This is a genomic window from Halosimplex aquaticum (assembly GCF_028747785.1).
GTDB lineage: Archaea > Halobacteriota > Halobacteria > Halobacteriales > Haloarculaceae > Halosimplex > Halosimplex aquaticum.
Window position 1 is genome coordinate 169,462 of sequence record NZ_CP118158.1, and the last position, 26,395, is coordinate 195,856.

The window sequence follows — 26,395 nt, forward strand, 5'->3', positions numbered from 1 at the left end:
CTTCCCTTCGACCCGTCAACACGAATGGCCCTCTCCGACGTGTTTCTCGCGCCGATCGGGTTAGCGGCCGCCCTGGTCGCGATCCCCATCGTCGTCCTGTATCTCATCCGGCCGGACCCCGACCGGGTGGAACTCCCCACCCTCCGGTTCCTCGCCGACGAACAGCGCCAGCGGGCGACGACCCCGCTGTTCGAACGGATCTCGCGGAGCCTCCTCCTGCTCATCCAGATCCTCGCGGTCCTGCTGCTCGCCGGGTCGCTCGCCGCGCCGTACGTCCCCGTCGAGGAGCGCGCGGTCGTCGAGGAGACGGTGCTCGTCGTCGACACCAGCGCCAGTATGGCGACGACCGCGGACGGGCAGACGCGACTCGACCGCGCGCTCGCCGCCGCCGACGAGGAGGTGACGACGCGGACCTCGGTCGTCACCACGAGCGGCGGCGGCCAGGTCGTCCTCCGGCGCGGCCCGCCGAGCGCCGCCCGCGAGACGCTCCGGGGGCTCGAACCGACGGCCGCGCCGGGAGACCTCCGCGGCGCCATCGCGCAGGCGCGAGCGCTCGCCGACGAGGGGGTCCGCGTCGTCGTCCTCAGCGACTTCGCCGGCGACGAGTGGCGCGACGCGGTGACCTCCCTGCGCGCCCGCGGCCTCAGCGTCACGCTCCGGCAGTTCGACGGCGGCGGCGAGGGCAACGTCGGCTTCGTCGACCGCCGGTTCAGCCAGTCCGAGGTGACGCTGTCGGTGAAGAACTTCGGCAGCGAGCCGGTCACGCGGACGGTCCGCCTCGGCGACCGGGCCGAGGAGGTCGACCTCGCGGCCGGCGACGTGGGGACGGTGACGTTCCCCGTCCCGGCAGGCACCTCCGAGGCGCGCCTCTCGCCGGGCGACGGCTTCGCGACTGACGACGTCGTCCCCGTCGCCGCGCCCGAGGACCCGACCGTCGACGTGCTCGTCCTGACGAACGACCGGAACCGCTACCTGACGACGGCGCTGTCCCTGCTCGAACAGGTCGATCTGACCGTCCAGAACCCGCCGACCACAGTCAAGAACCAGTACGACGTGATCGTCTACAGTAACGTCGACGCGGACTCGCTGCTCCCCGGGAACGTCGAGGCCGGGCGGACGGTCCTCGCCGAGGGCGGCGGCGTCGCCGTCCAGGCCCAGAAGGAACTGCCGGACCGACTGAGCGACCTCCTCCTGCTCGACCCCGACGGGGGCACGGGCACGTCGCCGACCATCCGCTCGACGGCCGAGACGGAGCTGACGGAGGGCATCGACTTCCAGCCGCCCGACGAGTACCTGACCGGGTCGCTGCGCTCGGGGGAGGCGCTGGTCGAACTGCGCGACGGCACGCCGCTGCTCGCGACCGACCGGCGCGACGCCGGCCGCCTCCTCTACTACGGCTACATGGAGGAGCGGTCGAGTTTCAAGTACAACTACCAGTACCCGGTGTTCTGGAAGCGCGCCGTCTTCCACCTCGCCGGGCGCGAGCCGCTCGCGGCGCTCAACCACAAGACGGGCGACACCGTGCGGTTCGGCGTCGACCGGGTCGAGGGGCCCTCCGGGCGGCTCGCCGGACCGGCCGTCACGCTCCGCGAGGTGGGCCTCTACCGCACCGAGGGCGGCGTCCGGAGCGCGGCGCTGCTCGACGAGCGCGAGTCGGCCGTCGACGTCGAACCGCTGAGCGAGCGGTCGGGAGCGACGGGCAACGTCACCCGCGAGGAGACCCGGACCGTCCCCCAGCGCATCACCGAGTTCGCCGCGCTCGCGGCCCTGCTCGTGGCCGTGCTGGAGATCGGGTACCTGCGCCGGCGGGGTGAGCTCTGATGGAGGTCTCGTACTCGTTCGACGGGCTGACCGTCGGCGTCGAACACCTCTGGCCGGTCGCGGCGCTGCCCGTCGCGGTGGCGCTGCTGGCGTACCTGATCTTCCGCGGCGAGGCGGGCGCGCGCTCGGCGTCGACGCGGAGCCGCCGGCTGCTGTTCGCCAGCCGCGTGCTCGTCGTCGCCCTCCTCGTCGTCGGCGCGATGGGACCGTACACCGTCCAGACGCGAGAGACGCCCGGCGAACCCCGCGTGACGCTGCTGTCCGACGAGTCGGCGAGCATGGGCGTGTTCCCCAACGCGACGGACGGCCTCGTCGACGGCATCGAGAGCGCCGGCGTCCCCGTCACGACGGCGACCATCGCCAGCGGGAGCGACTCGCGGATCGGCGACGGCATCGCCGCCAACCTCCGGGAGAACGGCACCGTGGTCGTCGTCTCGGACGGGCAGGTCACCGGCGGGCGGAGCCTCGCGGCCGCCGCCGAGGACGCCCAGCGGCTCAACGCGACCGTGAGCGCGGTCGAACTCTCGCCGGAGCGGACCGAGCGCGCCGTCTCGGTCGACGGCCCCTCGACCGCCAGCGTCGGCCTCTCGACGGAGTTCGTCGTCTCGCTGTCCGGCGTCGAGGCCGACGACGCGGCGTCGGTCACCGTCGAGATCGACGGCGAGACGGTCCGCGAGGAGTCGCTCGCCGGGGGCGAGTCCATCTCGGTCGAGCACACCTTCGAGTCGGTCGGCGACCACCGGGTGACGGCGACGGTGCAGGGCGAGGACGTCTACCAGCGCAACGACGTGTACTACCACGACGTGCGCGTGGTGGAGAAGCCCAACCTGCTGTACGTCTCCGGCGGCGACTACCGGCTGCAGAGTTACCTGGGGTCGCTGTACAACGTGACCAACGCGACGGCCGTCCCCCCGGACCTGGACGACTACGCCGCGGTGGTGGTCCAGGACACCCCCGCCTCGCAGTTAGGCAACGTCAGCGCGCTCCAGGAGCACGTCATCGACGGCGGCGGGCTCGTGACCGTCGGCGGCGACAACGCCTTCCAGCAGGGCGACTACGGCGAGTCCGCCATCGCCTCCATGCTCCCGGTCCGGATGGGCAACGCCACCGGCGGCCGGACGAACATCGTATTACTGGTGGACATCTCCGGGAGCGCCGAGGAGGGCCTGGCGATCCAGAAGGGCATCGCGCTCGACGTGCTGGACCAGCTCGGCGACCGCAATCAGGTGGGCGTCGTCGCCTTCGGCGGCCAGGCCTACCGGATCGCCGACCGCCAGCAGCTCGGCGACGCGCGCGAGGCGATCGCCGAGCGGATCCGCCGCCTGGAGACCACCCGCGGCGGAACCGACATCGCCAACGGCCTGCTCGGCGCCCGCGACATGCTCGGGAACAACCCCGGGACGGTCATCCTCCTGAGCGACGGCGTCGACGACCCGGACCGCCCCGCCGCGGTCGCCAATCAGCTCGGCCGCGAGGGCGTCCGCGTGATCACCGTCGGCGCGGGCGAGCGCGTCAACGCGGGCAACCTCCGGCGCATCGCCCAGGAGTCCGGCGGGTCGTACTTCGGCGCCAACGAGACGAGCCGGCTCCGGCTGCTGTTCGGCGGCTCCTCCCGGCAGTACCGCGGGCAGAACCTCACCATCGTGAAACAGAACACGTTCATCACCTCGGGCGTGACGCTGACCGCCAACCCCTCGAAGGCCAACGAGGTGTCGGTCAAGGCCGGTGCGGACTACCAAGTCGCGACCGCCGACGGGACGCCGGCCATCGCCTCCTGGCGGTTCGGCCTCGGTCGCGTCGTCTCGATCACCGCCTACGGCGAGGACGGCGGCCTCGACGGCCTGCTCGACCAGCCGGACTCGCTCGTCGTCACGAAGTCCGTCAACTACGCCATCGGCGACCCCGGCCGCAACCGGGAGGGCGTGACCGACGTGAGCGACGCCCGCGTCGGCAGCCCGGCCACGCTCACCTACCGCGGCGACGAGCGGCCCTCGGTCGAGAACGTCAGTTTCCGCCAGATATCCGAGGGGACCTACCGCGGGGAGTTCACCCCGCGCGAGACGGGGTACCGGAGCGTCCTCGACGCGACCTACGCCGTGAACTACCCGCTGGAGTACGCCCGGCTCGGCGTCGAGCCGCGACTGGAGCGGCTGGTCGACGCGACCGGCGGCCGCGAGTTCGGCCCGGACGAGGGCGCCGAGATCGCGCGGCTCGCCAAGGAACAGTCCACGCGGGTCCGGACCGTGCGCGACGCGTGGGGGTGGCTCGCGCTGCTGGGGGCGTTCGTCGTCTTCTCAACTGAAGTGATCCTCCGGCGAGTTCAAGTGTACCGCGGTCGGACATCACTCACGAGTGGTTTGCCATGAGCGCAGTCGGGCGTAACATCAGCCTGGGGCTGGTCGCCCTCGTCCTCCTGACGGTCGCCGGCGTGGCCGGAGCGACGGTGTTCTATCAGGACTCGGCCCAGCAGCTCAGGAACCAGAACGACGCCCTCCGATCCGAGAACGCCCAGCTCGCCGAACAGCTCAACGCGACCCGGAGCCAGCTCGCCCAGACCCGCCAGAAGCTCAACGAGACCCGCGCCCGGCTGGACACGCGGACCCAGGACGTCGACCAGGTCGCCGCGGAACTCAACCGCACGAAGCGGCAGCTGAACTCGACGCAGGCCGAGCTGGCCCGCACGCGGCAGCAGCTGCGAAACGCCCGCGAGAACATCACTCGGCTCGAGAACCGCGTCGAGGAACTCAAAGAGCAGCGCGACGAACTCCGGGAGCAGGTGTCGTCCCTGCGGAACCGCCGGGACGAACTCGAAACGACCGTCTCGGACCTCCGGTCACGGGTCGATACCCTCGAATCCGACCTGTCGGACGCCCAGTCCCGGATCGAGGAGGTCGAGTCGAAACTGGCCGATCGCAACGCCCGCATCGACCGGCTCGAATCGAACGTCACGCAGCTGCGAAACGAGCTCGACCAGAAGGACTCCCGCGTCAACGAACTGCAGACACAGGTCGAGGAACTGGAGTCGGAAGTCGATACCCTCCAGTCGCGGGTCGCCGAACGTGACAGCCGTATCGACACGCTCGAAGACGACCTCGGCACGCTCTGTTCACAGCCGGAGAACCAGAACAAGACGACCTGTGAGGACTACTGATGACCGACGGTCCGGACCACCCCTCCGACGGTGGCGGGAGCGACGTACCCTCCGATGGTAACGGGAGCGACGTACCCTCCGACGGGGGCGACGAGACCCGCGAACAGATGGCCGCGGCGATCGACGAGATCCGTCGCGAGGGCTGGAAGGCCGCAATCGTCACCGGCGTCGTCGACGCGACGGCGGTCTTCCTCGCTGCGAACCTGGCGCTCGCCGTCCTCGAACCGGCGCGGCTGCCGGACAGGCTCGCGCTGCCGGCGAGCGTGACCGAGCCGGTCGGTAGCGCGCTCGGGCGAGACCTCGGGAGCCTCGCGGTGCCGGGGTCGGCGACGGTGGCGGCGACTCTCGGCTTCGCCGTGTTCGCCCTCGTCGTCTGGCTGCGCGTCCGGAAGCCGCTGGTCGAGCAGTTCGAGGCGGTCAATCCCGTCGTCGCGGAGAAGCTCAGGACGGCCCGCGACGCCGTCGAGGCCGACGCCGACTCGCGGATGGCCCGCCGGCTCTACGCGGAGGTGCTCGGGGACCTGCGCGAGAGCTCATCGCTCGAACTGGTGAACGTCGGGCGGCTCGGCGCCGTCGCCGTCGTCATCGCCGCCCTGAGTCTCGCGACAATCCAGGTCGCCGTCATCGACGTCGCCTTGCTGGACCGGCCGCAGCCGACCGACGACGGCGCTCCCGACGAGAGCCAGAACTACACCGGGCTGCTGGACGGCGAGCGCGTCCTCGGCGACCGCGAGGAGGTCTCCGCGGGCGACAACAACCAGACCGCCGAGATCGAGTCGAACGGGGGCGGCCGCGACGTCGACGAGGAGCGCACGTTCCCGGACCGCCAGCGAAGCGGCGGGAACAGCGCCAGCGGAGGCGACGGCGTCGACAGCCAGCAGGCCGAGTTCGCGTCCCCCGACCAGGTCGAGGACGCCGAACTCGTCCGGGAGTACAACCGGCGGATCCGCGACCAGGACCAGGGGGAATCGAGCGGCGACGGATCGGACGAGGAGTCGAACGACGACGCGAGTGGCGAGGATTCGGGGTAACGGTTCGAGACGACCCTTTCGATACCCATGCAAGACGAACCCACAATCGACGACGACGTGGAGGCCCTACAGGACAAAGTAGCGACCGCCCGCGAGGAGGTCGGCAAGCGCATCGTCGGCCAGCGCGACGTGCTCGAACAGCTGTTCGTGTGCGTCCTCGCCGACGGCAACGCCCTGCTGGAATCGAACCCCGGACTCGGCAAGACCACGATGGTCCGGACCGTCGCGGAGGTGACCGATCTCTCCTTCTCGCGCGTCCAGAACACCCCCGATCTCATGCCCTCGGACATCACCGGCACGGAGATCATCCGCGAGACCGAGGACGGCCGCGAGTTCGTCTTCGAGAAGGGACCGATCTTCGCGAACGTCGTGCTCGCCGACGAGATCAACCGCGCGACGCCGAAGACCCAGGCCGCGCTGCTGGAAGCCATGCAGGAGCGGCAGGTCACCGCCGGCGGCGAGACGTACGACCTGCCCGAGCCCTTCTTCGTCCTCGCGACGCAGAACCCGATCGACCAGGGCGGCACCTACGCCCTCCCGGAAGCCCAGACCGACCGCTTCATGCTCAAGCTCGTCGTCGACTACCCCGAGGCCGAGGAGGAGCGCGACATCGTCGACCTGTACACCAGCGGCAGCCGGCGGGTCCCCGTCGAGCAGGTGCTGACCCGCGACGAGATCCGCGAGGCCCAGGATCTGGTCCGGGAGATCCCCGTCGCCGAGGACCTGCGCGACCGCGCCATCGAACTCGTCCGCGCGACCCGCGAGACCGAGGAGATCGAGTTCGGCGCGAGCCCGCGCGCGAGCATGGCCCTCGTCGTCGCCTCGAAGGCCCGCGCGTTCCTCCGGGGGCGCAACCACGTCTCCGAGGACGACCTCGAAGCGCTGGCGGCACCCGTCCTCCGCCACCGCATCATCCTCGACTTCCGCGCCGAGCGCGACGGACAGACCCCCGACGACGTCATCGAGTCGCTCCTCTGAACCGTGACGATACGCCCCGACTTCCTCGACGAGCTCGACCGCTTCGACGCGGCGCTGGACCGCGAGACCGCCGCCCTCCGCCAGGGCGAGCAGGAGTCACCGCGCGTCGGCGAGGGGCTGACCTTCAGCGACTACCGCCGCTACTCCCCCGGCGACGACACCCGGCTCGTCGACTGGAAGCTGTTCGCCCGCACCGAGGAGTACTACATCAAGCAGTTCGAGGAGGAGCGCAACCTGACCGTCCACACTCTCCTCGACGCCAGCGCCTCGATGGACTACGGCGAGGGCGACGCTCACAAGTTCGAGTACGCCGCCAAGATCGGGCTGGGCTTTTGCTACCTCACCGCCGAGGAGCACAACGACTTCCGGTTCTCGACGATGGGCGAGCGCGTCGACCGGCTGGACACCGGACGGTCGAACCGCGGCGAGGTGCTGGCGCTCATCGACCAGATCAACGAACTGGACCCCGAGGGGCAGGTCGACTTCGAGACGGTCCTGTCGGCCTACGCCGACCAGATCCGGTCGCGCTCGCTCGTCGTCGTCGTGACCGACTGCCTCGCCGAACCCGAGGAGATAGAATCCGGGATCTCGGCGCTGGCGCGCAACGACGTGGACGTGTTGCTCGTCCGGGTCGTCGCGCCGGACGAGCGCGACCCGGACGTAGTCGGCGACGCGTTGTTCGCGGATCCCGAGACCGACACCACCCGACGGTCGTACTTCAGCCAGTCCCTGGTCGAGACGTATCAGTCCCGGCTCGACGCCCACGTCGACGAAGTGAAAAGTCGGGTTACCGCGCTCGGGGCCGACCACGTGCTGATCGATACCGGGGACGAGTATTTCGACTCGTTCGCCAGCGTGTGGTTGGGGTGACCACGCCCTGGGAAACGCAACGCGCCAGTTCGACCGTCGGAGTCGACGGACCCGAACTGAGGCGGAGTTTCTCGTCCGTCGAGTTCGACGGGTCAGCCCCGACCGCCCCAGAGAAACCGCGGATCGCGTTCTCGTGATCGGGTGCTCGAGGGACACCGCGCCCACGACGAACCCCGGAATCCGCTACTCGAACTCGCGGATCGCGGCGTAGAGTTCGTCGATTTTGGCGTTCCCGTGGTAGGTCACTTCGAGGTTCCGAGTGTCGTAGTCCAGGACGCCCGCATCCGCCAGTTTCGGCAAGTGGATGTGGAACATAGTAGACGCGATGGTGTCGTGGCCCGGACGCTTCCCCGTCACGTTCGCTTCGGCGTCGATTATCTCCGTTATCAGTTCGTCCACCGGGGCGTGATCGGTGTCGGAGTCGTGGAAGAACCGTAGTATCTCTCGACGCTGGTGATTCGATAGCACCTCGAGGCACGCGTCCAGAGAGAGGTCGTCGGTCGAGTGACGGTGATTGTCAAGTGGCATTCATCGACCCGTACTACGTAGTGGCGCGAAGTACATAATCATCCATTATCAACGTCCTAACAGACCACAGCCCGGCCAAGAGGCCGAAACGATGCTGGACGAAGAGTCACGACGAGCGCCCGCTGGCAGGTCGCTCGCGGTTCTTTCCGTTCGATCTCTCCGGATCGAACGACCCCCTACATTCATTAGAACGGTCCGAACATACCGTCACCAGAATGGCGCGGGACGAGCGAGAGAGTGAGGCAGACGAGGCCGACAGCGACGATCACGGACTGTTGTACAACGCCGCGAGATACGTCGTTGAGACGGGCGAACTGATCGCGAGTCTGTTTTGATCAGTCTCCTCTCGGCGACGAGCGAATTCGTCGTAGTCCGGGCCGTCGTGGTACCGTCGAATCACGCCGGGCGTAACTGCGGTTCCCTTCGCCGCGGTCTCGGCGTCGAAGCCGGGATTCCGTCGCCATCGTCGCTCGAAACCGGAAAGAGGTGATAAAAAGATGCCAGCCCGGCCAGGAGTGCAAGTGAAAGTAGTGAGATCGCCCTTCGAATTGCAGAGTCAGAAAGCAGTCGGCACACCCGTATTTCAGCGCTCCGGAATCAGTCAACACAGAGGATGAATCGGACGGATACGAACGTAGCCTCTGCAAGCCCGTCACTCATGTCTATCACCGGCCAAGTCTGCCCGTTCCAGGAGGGACAGCGATGCCATCACCCAATGAAAATAGCCTCTTAGATAGGGTAAACGGTTCGCGCAGGTCATTCATGAAGAAAGGCGTGCTCGCGTCGGGCGCGCTCGCCCTCGGTGCCTCGGGGTCGGCGCTCGCTCAGGAGGAGACTGACGACGGTGAAGACGACAGCGGGACCACGCCCACGGACGAGGGCACCACGACCGCCGAGGACGGCGGGGCGTCTGGTGACCTCGACGACGAGTGGCAGGCGCTCACCTTCATCGACAACTACCACTCCAAAGCCTGGTTCACGTTCGTCTCGGGCGTCATCGAGTGGGCGCCCAATTACGGGGACGTCCAAAGCAGTTACTTCTCGGAGTACAATACGTACCAGATTCGATGGCTCAACACCGACGAGGTCGTCCCGCTGTTCGTCGCCGAGGACGCGAACATCGGGGAGTACGACGAGGACCTCGGCTTCATCCCCGACGCCGACGACGACGAGAACCAGCCCCAGCTGTTCGAGATGAACCGCGAGTGGAGACCGTTCGGCGACAGCGACCGGTTGATCACCGTCAGTGCCAGCCCCGTCGTCGAAGAAGTAGAAGACGACGTCCTCGCCGACCAGGATTGGTGGCAACAGACCGGAGACGATAGCACCGCGACATCGACCGAGAGCGGCAATTAAGGGCGAGTAGTCCTTTTTCGGACCGACAACCGGTCGTCGGATCCCATTCCATTCGTACGAATCTGCTCGATACCCAGCTCCACTGAGCAGGTGATTCGTCCTCGATAGCCCGGAAATCGAGCTTGACTGTCGACCTCGCAGATTCGCAGACCGGCTGTCCGTGAACACGAGTGTAAAATACTAGTCTGTGCGAGATACTAGAATTCCGACTACTCTTAAAGAGGCCACATCGAATCGCTTGAGAGGATAGAACTCTTTCACGTGGAGGTCGTCGATTCCCGAATATGTACACGTCAGAACCACCGTCGTGTGCAAATCGTGTCGAGCCTATCTCTCGACGTGCTATCGTTGGGGCTCACATCAAGACGGGTCCCATTAGGAAATCATGGAGATCTTGGATATTTCCTTTTTATGCGGTATCGACGTGAATTTCCTTCACAGTCTGTATGGGCAACCTTCGCCGAGGGTATTACCAGATTTGGCAAACGTACTCAAAACCCTACAATATACAACACGGATATTCGTCGGTGTAGGATATCATATTAATAGGTGTAGTCTTATGCATATGCACATGATTGAGGTACCAGATGGGAAATGTGGATATACATGGCCTGAGGACTACGACATAGGAGATAACCCATTACATCAGAGCTGTTGTTACCGCGATACAGTAAGGAACTTAACTCGGTGTGCGTGGCACGCTGACCCCGAAGAGAGCAATGTAAAGAGTATTGAAACCCTCGCTAAGTCCCGGGCTGACTCCGTGACACGAGATCAGACGTATCAAGTCGGCAAATTGCTTGATGGTGCTAATCTGGCTGGAGTTGAATTGGAGGATTCTATATCATTTCACCAGGTCGCTTTCCGGGATGCCGACCTCACTGACGCCGATCTTCAAGATGCCGACCTCATTGACGCGAACCTTCGAGATGCCGACCTCACTGACGCGAACCTTCGGGATGCCGACCTCACTGACGCGAACCTTCGGGATGCCGACCTCACCGACGCGACCCTCTGGGATGCCACCCTCACCGACGCGAACCTCTGGGGTGCCACCCTCACCTATGGGAGCCTTCTGGATGCCGATCTCACCGACGCAACGCTTGCGTTTGCCGATCTCACTGACGCGTACCTTCAGGATGCCGACCTCACCGACGTAGACCTCCGAGATGCCACCCTCACTGACGCGATCATCCGCAATGCCACTCTCACCGACGCGATCATTCGGGATATCACTCTCACCGACGCGGACCTCCGGGATGCCGACCTCACCGACGCGGATCTTCAATATGCCACTCTCACCGACGCAACGCTCACGTTTACCGACCTCACCGACGCGGATCTTCAGGATGCCACCCTCACCGACGCGGACCTTCGGGATGCTGACCTCACCCACGCGTACCTTCAGGATGCTGACTTCACCCAAGCGGATCTTCAGGATGCCGACCTCACCGACGTGGACCTCCGAGATGCCACTCTCTCCTTCGCGAGTCTTCAGGATGCCGACCTTACTGACGCCGATCTTCAGGATGCTGACCTCAGCGATGCGGACCTTCAGGATGCCGACCTCACCAACGCGGACCTCCGGGGCGCCAATCTCACCTTCGCGAGCCTTCAGGATGCCGACCTCACTGACGCAGATCTTCAGGATGCCGACCTCACCGACGCGGACCTCCGGGATGCCGACCTCACTGACGCGCACCTTCAGGATGCCACGCTCACCCACGCGGACCTCCGGTATGCCACCCTCACCGATGCTGTAGCCCGTAATGGTGATTTTTTCGACGCGAAGCTCGAAAACGCCATCCTGACACGGACAGATCTCCGGGGAACCAGCCTCTATGGTGCCAAACTCTACCAAGCGCAGTTTGCCAACGCGCGCATCAACAGCCAGACAGACTTCGGAACCGTCTGCAGTTATGAGAGTAAGGATCGTCCACCAGAGAGCATGGATACCTCCGACGACACTTCTGTTGACATAGCAGCCATGGAAGGGGCGACCTGGGTCTACCGCCGGCTAGAAGGCCTCCATGAGGAGAATGCGTTGGCTGAAGAGACCCGAGCTTACCATATCCGCAAGGAGGAAGCCCGACGGGAACTAGACCGCCGCCAAGGTAACTGCGGACGGTACACTGTCGCAACGCTGAACCGTCTGTTGACGAACCACGGAGAAAGTGTAAAGCGGTTATTCGTTGCGTGGACCGTGACCATCGTCGGTGCAGGGTTCCTGTACCCGTTCATCGGCGGTGTCGAGGACGGACAGACGATCTACCGGATCGACCTTGTCCCTGCGGCGCCAGCGCTCGCCGATTTAGGCGGCGCTGTCGAAGCTCTCAGTCGTGGGATATACTTCAGCGCTATCACGTTCACAACCATCGGCTATGCCAACGTCGCTCCCCATGGGCCGTGGTCGCGGGTGCTGGTCGGGATTGAGTCGCTCGTTGGCGCGATCTTGATCGCGCTGTTCGTGTATGTCCTCGGGAGACGTACCGCCAGATAGATACTTTAAGCCTTGCGCGAGGATTTCGAGAGTTTCCTGAGAAATAAACCATCTTGTTGACCGCTATATCACCTGTACTGAGCGATATTCAATTCTAACGTACCCTATTACGCAAATCTCTCGACAGTGAAACCCAGTATTTCACGTAACTGAGTACTTGTTTCGAGCGAATTGCTTGAGATTTCCCCCGATCTACTCAAGTGACTATTTAGCTGCTTTACAGCGTGCCTCTCCAAATCGCCCGACTGCGGCAGGATGTAAAGTGGAAACCGAAACCCACCCCCTATACTATACAGCCCATCGCGCCCGCTCGCCTCGATGGCGAGCGACGCACGCCATGGGCTGCGCCGAGAGAGCGGCCGGCGGAGTGTATATATAAGACGCGCGAATTATAAACTAAACGAGATTAGATTTTCTACGCTATGGCCCGTATTCGTAGTCGATGGCCGTTCCAACGGCCTGTGAGTAGTCCATCAGGTTTAGAAGTTGGTTATCATCCAGTTCAGGAAATTCGCCATCTTTCTCTAAAAATAGTCCCAACAGGTCAAGTTCGTCTTGTGCAAATAGCAATTCTTTGGTGATTATATTCCGCCTTTGGGAGACGTACCCGATGAACTTGACGGGATGATCCAATGCTTTAAGTATGACATCTATATCCATCACACTGACAACAAGCGGTGTCCGAGGTAGGTCAATCGCACTATCAAATAACTTCATTCCAATTTGGTCATATTGATCACCAACCACCACCACTGGGAATGACATCTTAACATCATCGTGATCTATACGGTGTTCTTCACCATTTGATCTAAATTCCAGACATCCATCGTCTTCAAATCGATTTAGCAACTGGTCACACTGAGCTGTTGCTTTTCCGATTCCCTTTCGTAGGTCTTCTTTTGCAGTATTTACGTCACCACTCCTTGTTTCAAGAACCAGTTTTTTCGATTTGCATTCAAATACTATCAAATAGTTACGGTGCCAAACAAGGAGATCTGCCGCTTCCTCACCGGAATCTGCATATTTGGGATTAAGGGCACTGTCTAGTTGAGTCAGTTTGAGAAGTGAGCAGGTCGTTGAGTTAGTTGGTCAAGATGCTCGCAGACCTGCTCAGCGAGAGCTATGAACCGGATTTAGAAGAAACTTGGGAGAATGAGCGGACGGCGACGCCCGTCAGGGCGTTCGCCGTCCGCCTCCACCAAACCGGTTGTTCGCTCAGAGAAACAACAACGATTTTAGCTGAATTAGGCGTTCAACGCTCGCATGGCGCGGTCTGGAATTGGGTACATCGGCTAGCTGACAGCGGCTGCGACCCGCCGACGGCGCAGCCGTCAAGGGTCGCCGTCGACGAGACCGCTGTCAAAATTAACGGTGAGTGGTCTTGGCTGTATGCTGCAATAGACATCGAAACAAAGTTGATCCTTGATGTCGCGTTGTTTGGGCGGCATGGCACCGATCCAGCGGCTGCGTTTCTGCAGAAACTCCAAGAGAAACATGATCTCTCGGAGGCTGAGTTTCTCGTCGATCAATTCGGGTACCGGACTGCCCTTGCTCGATTAGGATTAAGCGGTCGGGTCAACTATACCGACCGAAACCGCATCGAGAAGTGGTTTCATACGCTCAAAATGCGGGTCGGCCGCTTCCATAACTCGTGGGTGGGCAGTCGGTCGAGCGTCCGCGAGTGGCTTGAACAGTTTATGCATTACTACAACCGCCACAGACCGCATCAAGCTCTCGATGGAAAGACGCCGATTGAGGAGCTTCAGAACTAGACAGTGCCGTTTTCGCCAATTCACCCACCTTGTGATAGGTCAGGACAAGCTCTTGGTGGCAGCCTTCGAGAAACGAATGGAACGAACGAAACCAACGCAACGAGAGTGTTTCGAGTAATGAATGAATTTACTGGAACGAGCCGGACCGACGCTGGAATACAGAGTGCTCGGTGAACGAAACGAGGGAAACGAGAGAAACGAACAATATGATGAAAATGAACGAAACACCTTCAACGAGTGGAACGAACAGTTGGTTTTAACATCGTAGTAATCCTCTCACCGAGTGAAACACCCTCACCGAACGCACCGAACTAAACGACCAAAACGAACGAAACGAACATAACGAGAGAAACGAAGCTAATGACCGACACCAATACCGCACGAATCACGGTGGCGAATCAGAAGGGAGGCGCGGGGAAGACAACCGACGTCATTCATACTGGCGGCGCACTCGCTGCCCGAGGCCACGACGTCCTCTTGGTCGATATCGACTACCACGGCGGGCTCACCTGCTCGCTTGGCTACAACGATCTGTACTACGATACCGACCGTACGACGCTGTTCGACGTCCTCGACTTCGACCAGATGGAGTCGGTGAACGACATCATCGTCGAGCACGAGGAATTCGACATCCTTCCCGCCAGCGAGAAACTCGCGAACAACAAGAACATCCAGACGCTGCTTGAGGCGCCGAAGAGTCGCGAGCGGCTGGAGATGACACTCGACGAGCTCGACAAGGACTACGACTACATCATCGTCGACACGCCGCCATCCCTGAACGTCCTCACCGACAACGCCCTGGTCGCGACCGGCAACGTCGTCATCCCCGTCATTCCCGAGAAGCTCAACGCCAACAGCCTCCAGATTTTCGCGAAGCAGCTGAGTTCCCTCGAACAGGCGTACGGAGACATCAATCGGCTCGCCATCGTCTGTAACCGTGTCGAGCAGAACGCCGAGCACCGCGACACCATCGAGGAGATCAAGTCGGCGTACTCCCTCCCAGTGTTCGAGATCCCGAAGCGGACCGACCTCTCTCAGTCGATTGGCGAGGGGGTGTCCGTCTTCGGCTTCGGCAAAGAGAACCAGCGCGTCGAGGATGCATGCGACTTGTTCAACGAGATCGCCGACCTGTTCGACGAGACGTTTGAGAAGACCGCACCCGAGGAGGTGGAAGCATGAGCGATGGCTGGGGTGATGCTTCCGGCATCGAGGGCAACTATGAAGATGAGGATGACGAGGGCGATTCCAGCGGAGCGAGTGAGGTGAGTGAAACGGTGGAAACCAGTTCATCGACCGAAACGACCGAATCGACTTCAACGAGTGAAACGAACGAAACGAGCAAAACGAGCAAAACGAAGACAAACATCAAGGACGAGTGGAATGGGCGAACGATCTATATTCCCGACGATGTCCTCGACGAGATGGAGGATACCTACCTCGAGTCCCAGCTAAAGCTCCGCAAGGCGGGCCAGGACGAGTTCAAGAAGAACCGCCACTTCTACCCGCTCCTCGTTCAGTTCGGTGTTGAGGCGCTCTCTGAGGCGGATGCCGAGGAAATCAGGGCTCGGCTCTCGGAACTCGGCGACGAATGACCTCTGCAGAGCCACAACCTCGGAGGATGGAACTGATGCGTGCCTTTCTTCCAACGATAAGTGAATGGTATCAATTAATCGCCCGTCAAGGCTGGTTCTCTCTTGAATCACGACGAGAATTCAGGTGTGTCGGTAGACTGTGAGCATCTCGATGACAGCCATCGCCAGGAGGTAGCCGAGGGCAGTAGCCAACGGAGTCCTATCGACACCGCTTCCGAATGCAGCGTCGACGAAAACTCACTCTGAGGTCAACAAGACATATGAACCAATAAATGAACCGTATATCATGGCAGCGCAAACCCGGCGGGTCTCTACCGGGTTACAGCTGGGAGAGATTATTTGCTTACCGAGATGTTCTTTGCCGGTATGCCCTTCCGCGGTCGTCGTGACGGTCGCCCGGTCGTCCCCGCCATAGTCGACGATGGAGGAGAAGTCACCTGTCCGGTATGCGGCGGGACGATGTACCCGCGATAGGCGCCGGGAAAGCCTCGACACTTCTACCATGTATCAGACGACGCCGGCCAGCGCTGCTCGAACGGCGGCGAGTCAGAGACCCACGAACGCGCAGTCGCCCGTGTTGAGGTCGCTCTGCACCAGCAATTCGGAGAAAACGCCCGCATCGAGACGGAGGTGGACGTTGACGTGGCCGAGGTGCCGACACCTGTGACCGAACGCCGGACCGACGCACTCGCGACCTTCGACGATTGGAACCCTTATTTCGGGGAAGGCCTCGCCGTCGAGGTACAGCACAGTCACGAGGACAAGGACGTCCATCAGGTGACGCATGACTACTTGGCCGCTGGGTACTCGGTCGTCTGGATACGCGCGGCAACAGTCCTTCTCGATACGTTCAACTACGATACGATCGGTGCCGAATTTGAGCAAGACGACGGTTCTGGATACGCCCAACGAACGAGCAAAGCTAGCCGATTTACGAACTGCCAAGCGCTCCTCTACGACGGCGAACATGCGTGGGAGTGCGTGCCGCCCTATGCCCATCCCCGCGGACAGGATGACCTGATTACGTACGAATCTGTACTGCCCAGGGTTGCGAGCTACGCCGGCTTCACGAACCCGACGGCAGTTACACCTACACCGCGAGCGACGAGCACGGCCCCGACTTTCCTCTGAAAGCGCTCAAGAACGCGATTGTCCGTGAGTACGACCGAGATCCATTCTGGAAGTGGGCAGGAAGCCAGTACCATTCCGCACAGGTGGAGAAGCTGCTTGCAATACGACCAGAGATAGACCGCTGTCGGGGTCCGAAGGGGTTTCACGAATGGGGACGACAAGAAACTCTCTGGACGAACCATTCCGACCAACCACTTATCGAACTCCGTGAGTGTATGTACTGCCCCGTTCGATTGGTGACGAACCATCGAGGGCGTTCAGAAGACTGTACATTCTGTCTCTATGGTCGAGAGCCTGATTTCGACTGGGACGACGTGTATTTCCAAGCCAGCCCTCCCGAGTGCGATCACTATCTCTACGACGAGGATGCGATCGAAGATTACTGCCCCAAGTGCGGTGCGACGATGGAATCCCCCAATACAACTCTCCGCGATCACACAAGCTGGATTCCGCCGTAAGGGGGAGCAGATCACTCATGTCTGATCGCTGATCTCGTTGTAAGTTTAAGAAGGACGCTTGATTTGTCTGGCACCCCAGCCCGGATTGCAGACGGCAGGTCAACTATCCAACGGTGGTCTTCTCGTACCTGCGTATCATTTCCAAAGCAAAGAGTAGGAACAGCGGAAAGACGCTCTCCAACGCGATATGTAGGGAAATCGGCTGTAGCAAATTATAAATTTAGCCACGTCTAATCTCTCTCCAATGCTGAGTACGATCATGGAGGACTATCTCAAAGCGATCTATTATCTCCAGAACGAAACGGACGACCGGGTACGAACCTCAGCTCTCGCTGAGTATCTGGATGTAGAGCAACCGACGGTTACCAGTATGATGAAAAAGCTGTCAGAGCGTGGGTTCGTACATTACGAACCCTATCAGGGGGTCGAACTCACCGATACTGGAATTCCTGTCGCTCTCGAAATCATTCGCCACCACCGGCTCTTAGAACGGTATCTGACGGACCACCTTGAGTATGATTGGGCAGAGGTACACGACGAAGCAGATCGTCTCGAACATCATATCAGTAGCCAGTTCGCCGATCGCATTGCAGAGCAACTAGGTGATCCAGCGATTGATCCGCATGGTGACCCGATTCCTACGGCGGATCTGGACGTTTCGGAAGCAAAACCTGGTGACACACTTGCTGATCACCAAATGGGCGAAAGCGTTCGAATCGAACGGGTACCGGACAAAGATCCAGATCTACTTCGGTACTTATCCGAGCACGGGATTCACCCCGGAATTGTCGTGACCATTGTCGAGACAACTTCATTTGGAATGGTCACACTTGACCCTGGTAGTGGAGACGACCTGGTTGCACTACCCGAAGAAGTTGCACATTCTATTTCTACCCAATCTCTGGCTAAGAGTACTAACTAAGCAGCTCGAAAGCCCCCACCACCCCTGATTAGTTTAGACTCACTCAAAGTTTAGATGGGTCTAATTTATATATTGGGTGTCTCAACTAGCGCATATGGGTATCCGAAGGCTCGCCCAGCGGAGGAGATCATGCCATCGATAGATTACGGCAGTGCAGCGGACGTCACAGAACGACTCGAGGAGCGACTGGTCGAATCACTCATTGGTGAGAAGAGTGTCAGTCGCCGCACGGTACTCGGCGGTCTCGGTGTCGCCGGGAGTGCAGCAGTCGGGCTCGGGAGTTCTCGGGCAAGTGCCGACTCCAGCCACGAGGACGAGGATGAACACGGCAATTTCGGTGCGGTGGGTGAATACCGGGATTTGGATTTCGACCCTCACGAGTTCCTCACCGCCTTCAATACCGGAGAAAGTGGGCAGGATAACGTTCCTCAGCAGGTCTACGAGGAGGATGGCCGGACCGTACGGGAGTTCGAGTTTACTGCCGTCGACACGACGATCACGATCGCGCCGGGCGTCGAGTTCCAAGCATGGGCGTTCAATGGTCAGGTGCCGGGTCCGACGATTCGGGCCGTTGAGGGCGACTTGATCCGCGTCAAGTTCACAAACTTGGGACGACACGCACACACGATTCATCCGCATCTGAAGAATCTCAATCCACGAATGGATGGGATTCCTCAGAACGGGCCGGGTGTGCTCGATACGGACGAGTCCTTCACGTACGAGTGGATCGCCCAGCCCGCCGGGACACACTTCTATCACTGCCACTCGCTCCCGCTGAAAGAACACATCCATCGCGGACTCTACGGCACGATCATCATTGATCCGGACCCCGAACGCGTCAGGGAGAATCCACGCGACTACGTCAATTACCCTGGTCCGATCACCGACGACTTCCGGACACAGCTCGTCGACGAGGCGAAGAGCCGGAATCACGAGTATGCCGAAAACGACGCCGTCAACGAGATGGTGATGGTGATGAACTCGTTCGACACCAACTTCGACGGCGGAAACGAGGTCTACGCGGCGAACACACGGGCCTTCGCGTACGGCGTCGGTGACACCGACGGCAACGGGAACTGGACGGCGGGCGAGACGAAACGTCCTATCCAGATCGACAAGAACGAACGCCAGCGCGTGTACCTCTCCAATGCGACGGAGTTCGATCTCATCAATTCGTTCCACACGCACTCGCAGTTCTTCGACTACTACGACCACGGGACGACGCTGACGCCGACGCGCAAGACTGTGGACACGATTATGCAGTGCCAAGCACAGCGCGGTATAATCGAGATCGACTACTCGGACCACAAGCCCGGGTTGTATATGTTCCACGCGCATCAGTCGGAGTTCGCCGAACTCGGCTGGATGAGCTTCTTCGAGGTGGTCTAACATGGCGGACAAGACGCAAAATTCGACGACGGACGGTGATGTCCCAGCCGAGAACGAGATCACACAACCGCTCGGACTTCCGCGATGGGTCAGCGCGTTACTCCCGATCGTGTTGCTCGTGCTCGTATTGGGCGTGTTCGCGTTCACGTCACCGCTCGCCAGTCTTCAGAGCGAGAGCGGCACACCGCTCCCCGACCTGACGGTCACGCACACGACGCTTCCGAGCGACGAAACGGTCGTACTGCACGTGACGAACAACGGGCCCGAATCTGCGACGATATCACAGGTTCTCGTCGACGAAGCCTACTGGGATTTCCGGGTCGAAGGAGCCGGCGGTGACCAAACGCTCGCCCCGATGGAAAGCGCACAGGTCGTGGTCCCCTATCACTGGAATCCGGGGTGGGATCTCGAAGTCGCTCTCGTGCTCTCAGACGGAGCGACGTTCCAGAAAACGATCGTCGCTCCGAGTCAGTCACCCGGATTCAGTCTCGATCTGCTCTGGACGCTTGCAGTCATCGGACTGTTCGTCGGCGTGATCCCGGTCGCATTAGGGATGCTGTGGTTCCCCTACATCAAGACGATGAGCGATCGCTGGCTGCACGCCGTGCTCATCTTCGCGGCCGGTGTGCTGGGATTCCTGGCGTTCGACGCCGGGTTCGAAGCATTCGAACTCGCCGGGCAGGTTCCCGGCGCGTACGAGGGCAACCTCTTGGTTGTCTTCGGGATTCTCGGCGCACTCCTCTTAGTCCAGGCGATCAGCGCGTGGCGTCAGGGTCGTGTCGCCGCTGGTGATAGTCGGGCGAGTAGCGGTCTCTGGATCGCTTATCTGGTCGCGGTCGGGATCGGCCTGCACAACCTCGCAGAGGGACTTGCTATCGGCAGTTCATTCGCGCTCGGCCGAGTATCACTCGGCGCATTCCTCGTGATCGGATTCATGCTCCACAACGTGACGGAAGGTCCGGCTGTCGTCGCGCCGGTCGCCCGCGGAGAACGCCCGTCGCTCAAGCACTTCGCTGCGCTCGGCGTCATAGCCGGCGCACCGGTCATCCTCGGCGGCTGGATCGGTAGTCTCGCCTACTCGCCGACGATCGGTGCGTTCTTCCTCGCAATCGGGGTGGGTGCAATCCTGCAGGTCGACTGGGAGATTGCGCGAATGATTCGGGATGCAGGCGGTCGCGTTGCCAGCGCCACGAATCTGCTCGCATTTCTGCTCGGCCTGGGCGTTATGTACGTGACCGACCTCTTCGTCGCGCTCTAATTGGCACGACCCATCTCTGATACAATGTCACCCGAATTCTACGATCGACGGACGGTATTGCAACTCAGTACTGCGACCCTAGCGACGCTTAGTACCGCCGGATGTCTGAATGGACAGTCATCGTCGACCCAGACCGTCACGATGCCCGACAATCTCTCGTTTGAGCCGAAGACTGCGACGATTGACTCTGGGGGGACGGTAACGTGGACGAACGAGAGCGACATCCGACACACGGTCACAGCGTATGAAGACGAGACTCCAGATGAGGCCGCGTACTTCGCAAGTGGTGGTTTCGAGTCCGAGCGTGCTGCGAGAAACCGAGTCACTGAGGGACTTCTCGCTTCCGGAGAGAAGTATGAGCACACGTTCGATCAACCTGGAACGTACAGATACTTTTGTATCCCACATGAGAGTTCTGGGATGGTTGGGACAGTTCGAGTGGAGTAGTCTAATAATCAAGTTCTCGTCCCGACGCACACATCCGCAAACTCGTTACAATCCCTCCGCCAGCAGGTTATCGATGAGGTGGGTAAACCAGTTAATCCTCTGACCAGACAACGAGGGAATAATAGTTCCCTCGTTTGCCGGGTTTTCTAACACAGTTCGGTAAATCGTTTGGAACTGTTCACGAAATTCAGCACATCGTAGTTCCAAAGGTGTCTTTATCATTCCAATCGAAGTTGGAAACATGGAAGAAAAACACCTCCTACTGGCGGCGTTACTCGGTGTTGTCTCAATAATGGTACTCTCCGGAGTCGTCGTTCGCTTGGCGTGAGGGCTCTCAGAGAGGTCGAAGCTGGTAATTCCGGACACCACCGTGACTGTAGCGGGATCGAAACGAACTACCATAATATAACATCTCAGATGAAACGATGAATCGATGGAAATTCCTCAGATAGGGTCCGCGCTCTCAGGTTGACTGTTACTGTCTGGTTGCCTGGGTCAGCTAGGATTCGAGAGGCAGTCTGCGTGGCGTGATCCACCGCTTGTGGAGGCTTGACCTGATGCCATCTAGTATCCTGCTATCATCGAAAGGATGGGAATGTACGGAACGACGATGGCCAGCGATATCGGATTTCCGCTGATGTACTCCATCCCGCACCACTTCTGGAACTTCACTGGGGATTCGCAAGAAGAAAGTCGTCATTCAGTCTAATGATTCGGTGCATCTGACGCGAGTGTCTAGGACACCAAGATGAAGACCATTCTTCCGGTCGACATCTCTGTCGAAATCAGTAACAGCGATGGCCTGATATCCTTGACCAACGTCTGGCCGATGATTTCGCCGAATATGGGATTCCACTACGGCGACAATATCGCTCTGTCGGGAGAAGGTCAGTACGATGTGACGCTCCAGATCAGCCCACTACAGGCAAATCTCACAGACCTGTTTGTGGGGCGACTGGCTGAGGGTCAGTTGGCCAAGATGCAATTTACCTTCGATACGACCGATACGTATAACTTAGAGATCCGACGCTTGGATGAGAAAGCCGGTACTCGATGAACAGTCGAACGTATAGACGTCGGGGCGTTACCTACACCGGTCGTGTCGACGAAATCGGCTCTCTCCGGTCGACGCGTCGTAGCTGTTCGTCACTCGATGAATTATGAGTGATCAACGAGTAGTTTCGTTTTGGTTAGCAGGCGGAGTTATGGTCGGATCAACTGATGGGGTCGCGGTCGTTTCAGCAGGCGATAACGTTTCGATAGTGAGATTCTCCCGATCGACGGAGGCATCCCTGGTGGCAATGGGTTGATTAGATACCCGGATCGTTGAGTCAGCGACGACGCAGTTATCCGAATCAATCAAGAGGATACCCGACCGGTTCTGGCCTAACTGCTCGATCCGGCAGTTCTGAAAGGTTGTCTTGGGGCGGTCAGCAATTTCGATAGCGGCTCCCTTGGCGGCAGTTCCGGTGACAGTCACATTTTCGAAGTGAAGTGGTGCTTCTGTCCCACCCCTACTCGAATCGATTGCTCTAATCGCATTGTAGTCGTCTCGGTCGACTCTAATCTCCGTATTTCGAACTGTCGAGGAACCGTGCATCGGATTGTACGAGATCGCTCCGAATCCTTCGGCGGCGTTTTCGGTAAACTCGATCTTGCAGTCCTCTACCAACAGGTCATTTCGTTCTCGGAGCCAGATTCCCCGGACATTCAGAGTTCCTCCTGGAAGGGCTGGTGGTACCTTATCGACAGTGACAGTTACGTCCTTGACAGTCGAGCCAGTGGAGCCCACTCGCACATTCGCAACATTATTGTTCTCATAGCGACCGCCTCGGACATGAATATCTCCGTTATTACCGGTGTATCCATCGAGCGTCTGTCCTGGTGCTGACGCATAGAGCCCATTGTTCGGAAAATTCGCGACCTCGCAGTTACGGAACGTCAGAGAACCGGAATGGTCCTTCCCGACGAATATCCCAACACCGTCCCCTCCGTCGTGACCTCCGTCTCTGGCAACGACCCGTTCGACCAGTCCCTTGGCGTCAGGCTTCTGCACCTCAAACCGATAAGCAACGTGATTTTCTTCGGAATTCTGGTCCGGCAATGGACCGCGCGTCCGGAGGTTCCGAGCAATGATGTCTCCCTCAGCAATGACTCTGAGGGCACCACCAACGTCAGACTCGGAAAAATCGAATTCAAACCCGTCGAGGAGAACGTCGCTCACCCACATGAGGTTGATAAACTGGTTACCGATCTCACTTATCGGCCCGTTCGGAACGAGGACTGTTTCCGTATTCGGGATCGATACGAGTCCAAACTGGTGAGTGTCCTTGATCTCCAAGTAGTCGAGCTTGTACCGACCGTCTGGGAAGTAGACCAGTGTATTATCCGCGATAGCCTTGGTCAGCACGTCATTTATCGGTTCTGAGCCCTGATTATCAGCTCCTGCCTCAACAATATTTACGATCGAGTCGAATCGATCACCGTATTCGGCGACAACCTCCGGGATCGGGGTTGATGTCGGGGTCCCAGTTGCAGTCGGACTCTCAGTTGGGGCTGGACTGTCAGTCGGCGAAACCCTGTTTATTCGTGTCGATACTCCTTCAGCCTCCGTCGGTTCTCGGTCGTTTCGACTACACCCCGCCGCCCCCGTAACGAGTGCAGTTGTGGTTACCCCCTTGAGGAATCGTCTCCGTGACAACTGATCGGACGCCATTCACTCTGGTCTGGTATATCAGATCATTAGTTATACTTCCACTACCTGCCATAGGAGGTATTTATTTGCAAATTCAATGGAGGTCCGCTGGAACTATATCGATTACTCAGAGATGTGCGGAACGGTTATTCAAGCAAGCTTTCCGGTGGCAAATTCGATCCCCTCTATCAAGTACTTCTTGAGTAGAGGCCAACAGCGACGGCCGTGAGGGCGACCAGATATGTGACGGCGGTTGCGACCGCCGCCCAGTCAACGCCTGACCCCACGCCGGCACCAACAGCAATTCGCATCGTCGCGTGACCGGGCAACAATGTTGCGACCACAGTCGTCTCGGTCGCTAACGGATTCTGATACAAGACGATGTCCAGAAGCGGTGCGAACAAAAGGACCCAGACGCCGGCCAGTTGGTCGACTTGCGTACCAACAACAACACCCACTGCTCCGTAGATGAGAGCCGTCAGCAATCCGGCCATAGCCAGCCCGAGTGCGCTCACCGGAGTAAACACGTTGACTGCGACCGCCATTGAAATGCCAACTGTTGCAGCAGCTGCCATCGTGAGTATCGTTCCCCGTGCGAGCAGGATTGAGGCGGGTGGGAATCCCGCGACGACGAGACGTCCATCAGCTGCCGTCGCAGACTGGACGACAAACAGTCCGACTAATCCGCCGACCATCGCCGCGACGAGGACGACGCCAAGGATGGTCAGTACGTCAGCCAGTGGGACAACTGTCCTGCCGCCGCCAGGGGTATCCACGGGGACAGGGGTATCGGGTGCGGCGTATCCAAACAGACCGACCAAGTACGCAGGCGCGACGACCAACAGTGCGAGCAAGACGGGAGTCCGGGCGTATTCGCGTAACCCGGTGACGACTGCTGTTCGAACATGGTTCGTGCGCATCAGACACAACCTCCATTCACGCTCGCCGTTCGTTGATAGACGAGAACAGCCGCCACCCCCATCACGAGTGCGTACACGAGCGCTGGGAACACGTGCTCGTTTCCGAGTCCACCGTCGATAACCGCTGTCTGAAGAAGCTGATAAGGATGATAGAGCGGGAACGCTTCGCCCACGAACAGGTCCGTCGGGAGCAGTCCCGTCGCGAGGATGACGTCAACGTCGACGATGAACACGAGCGCCAGCGACCCTTCGAGTTCGCCTGAGAGGACTGACCCGAGGAGGAGGCCGACGAACGCGTACAGCACGCCGCTCGCACCGAGGACGGCGAACGTGAGCGCGGGGGTGGCCACGTCTTCCGTCCAGACGAGCGCCGCCGTCGCGACTGTCGCGACGACCAGCGTGATGCCGAGGACGGTGAGCGTTCGGGTGAGAAAGAGCCGCCCCGGCGATGAGCCGGCGATGATCAGGCGACGATCCGTCTCGTCGGCGCTCAACCGCTGGAACAGTCCGACGATCCCGCCGAAGACGGCCGTCGCGTAGATGGCCCCGAACAGCCGGCCGGTCGTCGTCAGCGACGCCTCCATCTTGGGGAATGCGACCGCCGGGAGCGTCTCTAGTGCGGATCCCGCGAACCGGATCTCGATGAGCGGCAGGACGACCAGCAGGACAAGGTACAGTGGGTTGCGGAAGAACGCCAGCGTGTGCGCACGGACTCCGGTCCAGACGCGATGACCGGTACCCGGAAGTGCTCGGTCACGCATCGCTGCCATCCCCGGACACCTCCCAGGTGAGCGTGCCATCAGCCAGTTCGTAAATACCGTCGAACCGTTCCTGTTCGTTGATGAAGTGCGAAATAATGCCGATACCGACGCCGTCCTCGGTTAGTTGTTCGGTGAGGTCCCAGAACGCGAGGTAGGTGTCCCAGTCGAACCCGGTGTAGGGTTCGTCGAGCAACAGGACCTCGGGGTCGTGCATCAGCGCGACTGAGAGGTTGACCTTCTGTCGATTGCCGCCGCTGAGATGTCGGACCTGATAGTCGAGGAACCGCTCGAAATCGAGCGTCTCGGCAAAGCGGTCGCGGGCGTCGCGGATCTCCGTGTGGGTCATGTCGTAGGCTTCGCCGAAGATGTGGAACGTCTCCTCGACTGTGAGCCGCTCGTACAATCGCGGTTCCTGGGGACACCAGCCGACGGTCCCGCTCGTCTCGACACTGCCGGCATCTGCTTCGAGAGCGCCGACGAGGATCTGCATCAGCGTCGACTTCCCGGAGCCGTTTTCGCCGACAATCCCGACGATCTCTCCGGCCCGGATCTGCATGGATGCACCGTCTAATACCTCCACGGTTCGGCCGAACGGATGCCAGGTGTCGTACGTCTTCTCGACGCCGTCAGCTCGTAACACGACGTCTCCGTCACTCCGTCCAGCGGTTCTCGACTGTGCCTCTTGGGTGGCATCCACGTCGGTCGGCTGTGGTGTGGAACTCATATTCGAATATAGACAACGATATTATATTAAATCAGCTGCTATAAAACGGGCTAAATTTGGTTATTACTATTAATTCAACTCGAATACTTTA

At 60.4% G+C, this 26,395-nt stretch carries 23 protein-coding genes; 17 read left to right on the forward strand and 6 right to left on the reverse strand.

The features are described from left to right. Positions 1-24 precede the first annotated feature (24 nt). Genes PSC72_RS00920 through PSC72_RS00945 form a run of 6 tightly spaced genes read left to right on the forward strand, consistent with a single transcriptional unit; the run spans position 25 to position 7,851 of the window. Positions 25-1,821: a vWA domain-containing protein gene (locus PSC72_RS00920; protein ID WP_274324025.1), complete on the forward strand. Its 1,797-nt coding sequence runs from the start codon at positions 25-27 to the stop codon at positions 1,819-1,821. Next, positions 1,821-4,187, forward strand: coding sequence for a VWA domain-containing protein (locus PSC72_RS00925; RefSeq protein ID WP_274324026.1), 2,367 nt, complete (start codon positions 1,821-1,823; stop codon positions 4,185-4,187). The genes PSC72_RS00920 and PSC72_RS00925 overlap by 1 nt, the downstream gene beginning before the upstream one ends. After that, complete coding sequence (locus PSC72_RS00930) at positions 4,184-4,972, forward strand: DUF4686 domain-containing protein (RefSeq protein ID WP_274324027.1); 789 nt, start codon at positions 4,184-4,186, stop codon at positions 4,970-4,972. Before PSC72_RS00925 ends, PSC72_RS00930 begins: the two co-directional genes overlap by 4 nt. Beyond that, positions 4,972-6,003, forward strand: a complete 1,032-nt coding sequence (locus PSC72_RS00935) for a DUF7502 family protein (protein WP_274324028.1) — start codon at positions 4,972-4,974, stop codon at positions 6,001-6,003. The genes PSC72_RS00930 and PSC72_RS00935 overlap by 1 nt, the downstream gene beginning before the upstream one ends. Before the next feature lie 27 nt (positions 6,004-6,030). Continuing rightward, positions 6,031-6,981 (forward strand): AAA family ATPase, encoded by a 951-nt coding sequence (locus PSC72_RS00940; RefSeq protein ID WP_274324029.1) that lies wholly within the window; start codon positions 6,031-6,033, stop codon positions 6,979-6,981. Between the two features lie 3 nt (positions 6,982-6,984). Further along, a complete protein-coding gene (locus PSC72_RS00945; protein WP_274324030.1) occupies positions 6,985-7,851 on the forward strand; it encodes a DUF58 domain-containing protein in 867 nt (288 codons plus the stop codon). A gap of 183 nt (positions 7,852-8,034) precedes the next feature. On the opposite strand, the gene PSC72_RS00950 is transcribed toward PSC72_RS00945, so the two are convergent. Next, a complete protein-coding gene (locus tag PSC72_RS00950; protein WP_274324031.1) occupies positions 8,035-8,379 on the reverse strand; it encodes a DUF7344 domain-containing protein in 345 nt (114 codons plus the stop codon). Between the two features lie 762 nt (positions 8,380-9,141). Here PSC72_RS00950 and PSC72_RS00955 point away from each other — a divergent pair. Together PSC72_RS00955 and PSC72_RS00960 are read left to right on the forward strand one after the other, a co-directional pair. Continuing rightward, positions 9,142-9,735, forward strand: a complete 594-nt coding sequence (locus tag PSC72_RS00955) for a hypothetical protein (RefSeq protein ID WP_274324032.1) — start codon at positions 9,142-9,144, stop codon at positions 9,733-9,735. A gap of 763 nt (positions 9,736-10,498) precedes the next feature. Continuing rightward, positions 10,499-12,235 carry a pentapeptide repeat-containing protein gene (locus tag PSC72_RS00960; protein ID WP_274324033.1) on the forward strand — a complete coding sequence of 579 codons (1,737 nt, stop codon included), beginning with the start codon at positions 10,499-10,501 and terminating at the stop codon, positions 12,233-12,235. 420 nt (positions 12,236-12,655) lie between these two features. Here the strand turns inward: PSC72_RS00960 and PSC72_RS00965 are convergent, their stop codons facing one another. After that, the gene (locus tag PSC72_RS00965) at positions 12,656-13,204 is read right to left on the reverse strand and encodes a hypothetical protein (protein ID WP_274324034.1); all 549 of its coding nucleotides are present in this window, start codon (positions 13,202-13,204) and stop codon (positions 12,656-12,658) included. Between the two features lie 125 nt (positions 13,205-13,329). Between PSC72_RS00965 and PSC72_RS00970 the strand changes: the two genes are divergently transcribed. From PSC72_RS00970 to PSC72_RS01010, 9 genes are all read left to right on the forward strand, one after another. Next, complete coding sequence (locus tag PSC72_RS00970; protein ID WP_274322797.1) at positions 13,330-14,007, forward strand: IS6 family transposase; 678 nt, start codon at positions 13,330-13,332, stop codon at positions 14,005-14,007. 360 nt (positions 14,008-14,367) lie between these two features. Continuing rightward, the gene (locus PSC72_RS00975; RefSeq protein ID WP_274324035.1) at positions 14,368-15,186 is read left to right on the forward strand and encodes a ParA family protein; all 819 of its coding nucleotides are present in this window, start codon (positions 14,368-14,370) and stop codon (positions 15,184-15,186) included. After that, positions 15,183-15,599: a hypothetical protein gene (locus tag PSC72_RS00980; RefSeq protein ID WP_274324036.1), complete on the forward strand. Its 417-nt coding sequence runs from the start codon at positions 15,183-15,185 to the stop codon at positions 15,597-15,599. Before PSC72_RS00975 ends, PSC72_RS00980 begins: the two co-directional genes overlap by 4 nt. 630 nt (positions 15,600-16,229) lie before the next feature. Further along, positions 16,230-16,730, forward strand: coding sequence for a hypothetical protein (locus tag PSC72_RS00985; RefSeq protein WP_274324037.1), 501 nt, complete (start codon positions 16,230-16,232; stop codon positions 16,728-16,730). Positions 16,731-17,447: 717 nt separating this feature from the next. Then, a complete protein-coding gene (locus PSC72_RS00990) occupies positions 17,448-18,110 on the forward strand; it encodes a metal-dependent transcriptional regulator (RefSeq protein ID WP_328518173.1) in 663 nt (220 codons plus the stop codon). Between the two features lie 129 nt (positions 18,111-18,239). Continuing rightward, positions 18,240-19,499, forward strand: a complete 1,260-nt coding sequence (locus tag PSC72_RS00995) for a multicopper oxidase domain-containing protein (protein ID WP_274324039.1) — start codon at positions 18,240-18,242, stop codon at positions 19,497-19,499. Between the two features lies 1 nt (position 19,500). Then, positions 19,501-20,757 carry a metal transporter gene (locus PSC72_RS01000; protein ID WP_382260985.1) on the forward strand — a complete coding sequence of 419 codons (1,257 nt, stop codon included), beginning with the start codon at positions 19,501-19,503 and terminating at the stop codon, positions 20,755-20,757. 141 nt (positions 20,758-20,898) lie between these two features. After that, the gene (locus PSC72_RS01005) at positions 20,899-21,204 is read left to right on the forward strand and encodes a cupredoxin domain-containing protein (RefSeq protein ID WP_274324040.1); all 306 of its coding nucleotides are present in this window, start codon (positions 20,899-20,901) and stop codon (positions 21,202-21,204) included. Positions 21,205-21,952: 748 nt separating this feature from the next. Then, on the forward strand, positions 21,953-22,261 hold the full coding sequence (locus PSC72_RS01010) for an iron transporter (RefSeq protein WP_274324041.1): 309 nt from the start codon (positions 21,953-21,955) through the stop codon (positions 22,259-22,261). A gap of 111 nt (positions 22,262-22,372) precedes the next feature. On the opposite strand, the gene PSC72_RS01015 is transcribed toward PSC72_RS01010, so the two are convergent. The 4 genes from PSC72_RS01015 to PSC72_RS01030 form a co-directional block, all read right to left on the reverse strand. Further along, complete coding sequence (locus PSC72_RS01015; protein WP_274324042.1) at positions 22,373-23,920, reverse strand: right-handed parallel beta-helix repeat-containing protein; 1,548 nt, start codon at positions 23,918-23,920, stop codon at positions 22,373-22,375. A 167-nt stretch (positions 23,921-24,087) separates the two neighbouring features. Then, positions 24,088-24,819 (reverse strand): hypothetical protein, encoded by a 732-nt coding sequence (locus PSC72_RS01020; RefSeq protein ID WP_274324043.1) that lies wholly within the window; start codon positions 24,817-24,819, stop codon positions 24,088-24,090. After that, a complete protein-coding gene (locus PSC72_RS01025) occupies positions 24,819-25,589 on the reverse strand; it encodes a hypothetical protein (RefSeq protein WP_274324044.1) in 771 nt (256 codons plus the stop codon). Before PSC72_RS01025 ends, PSC72_RS01020 begins: the two co-directional genes overlap by 1 nt. Continuing rightward, on the reverse strand, positions 25,573-26,304 hold the full coding sequence (locus PSC72_RS01030) for an ATP-binding cassette domain-containing protein (protein ID WP_274324045.1): 732 nt from the start codon (positions 26,302-26,304) through the stop codon (positions 25,573-25,575). Before PSC72_RS01030 ends, PSC72_RS01025 begins: the two co-directional genes overlap by 17 nt. Positions 26,305-26,395 lie beyond the last annotated feature (91 nt).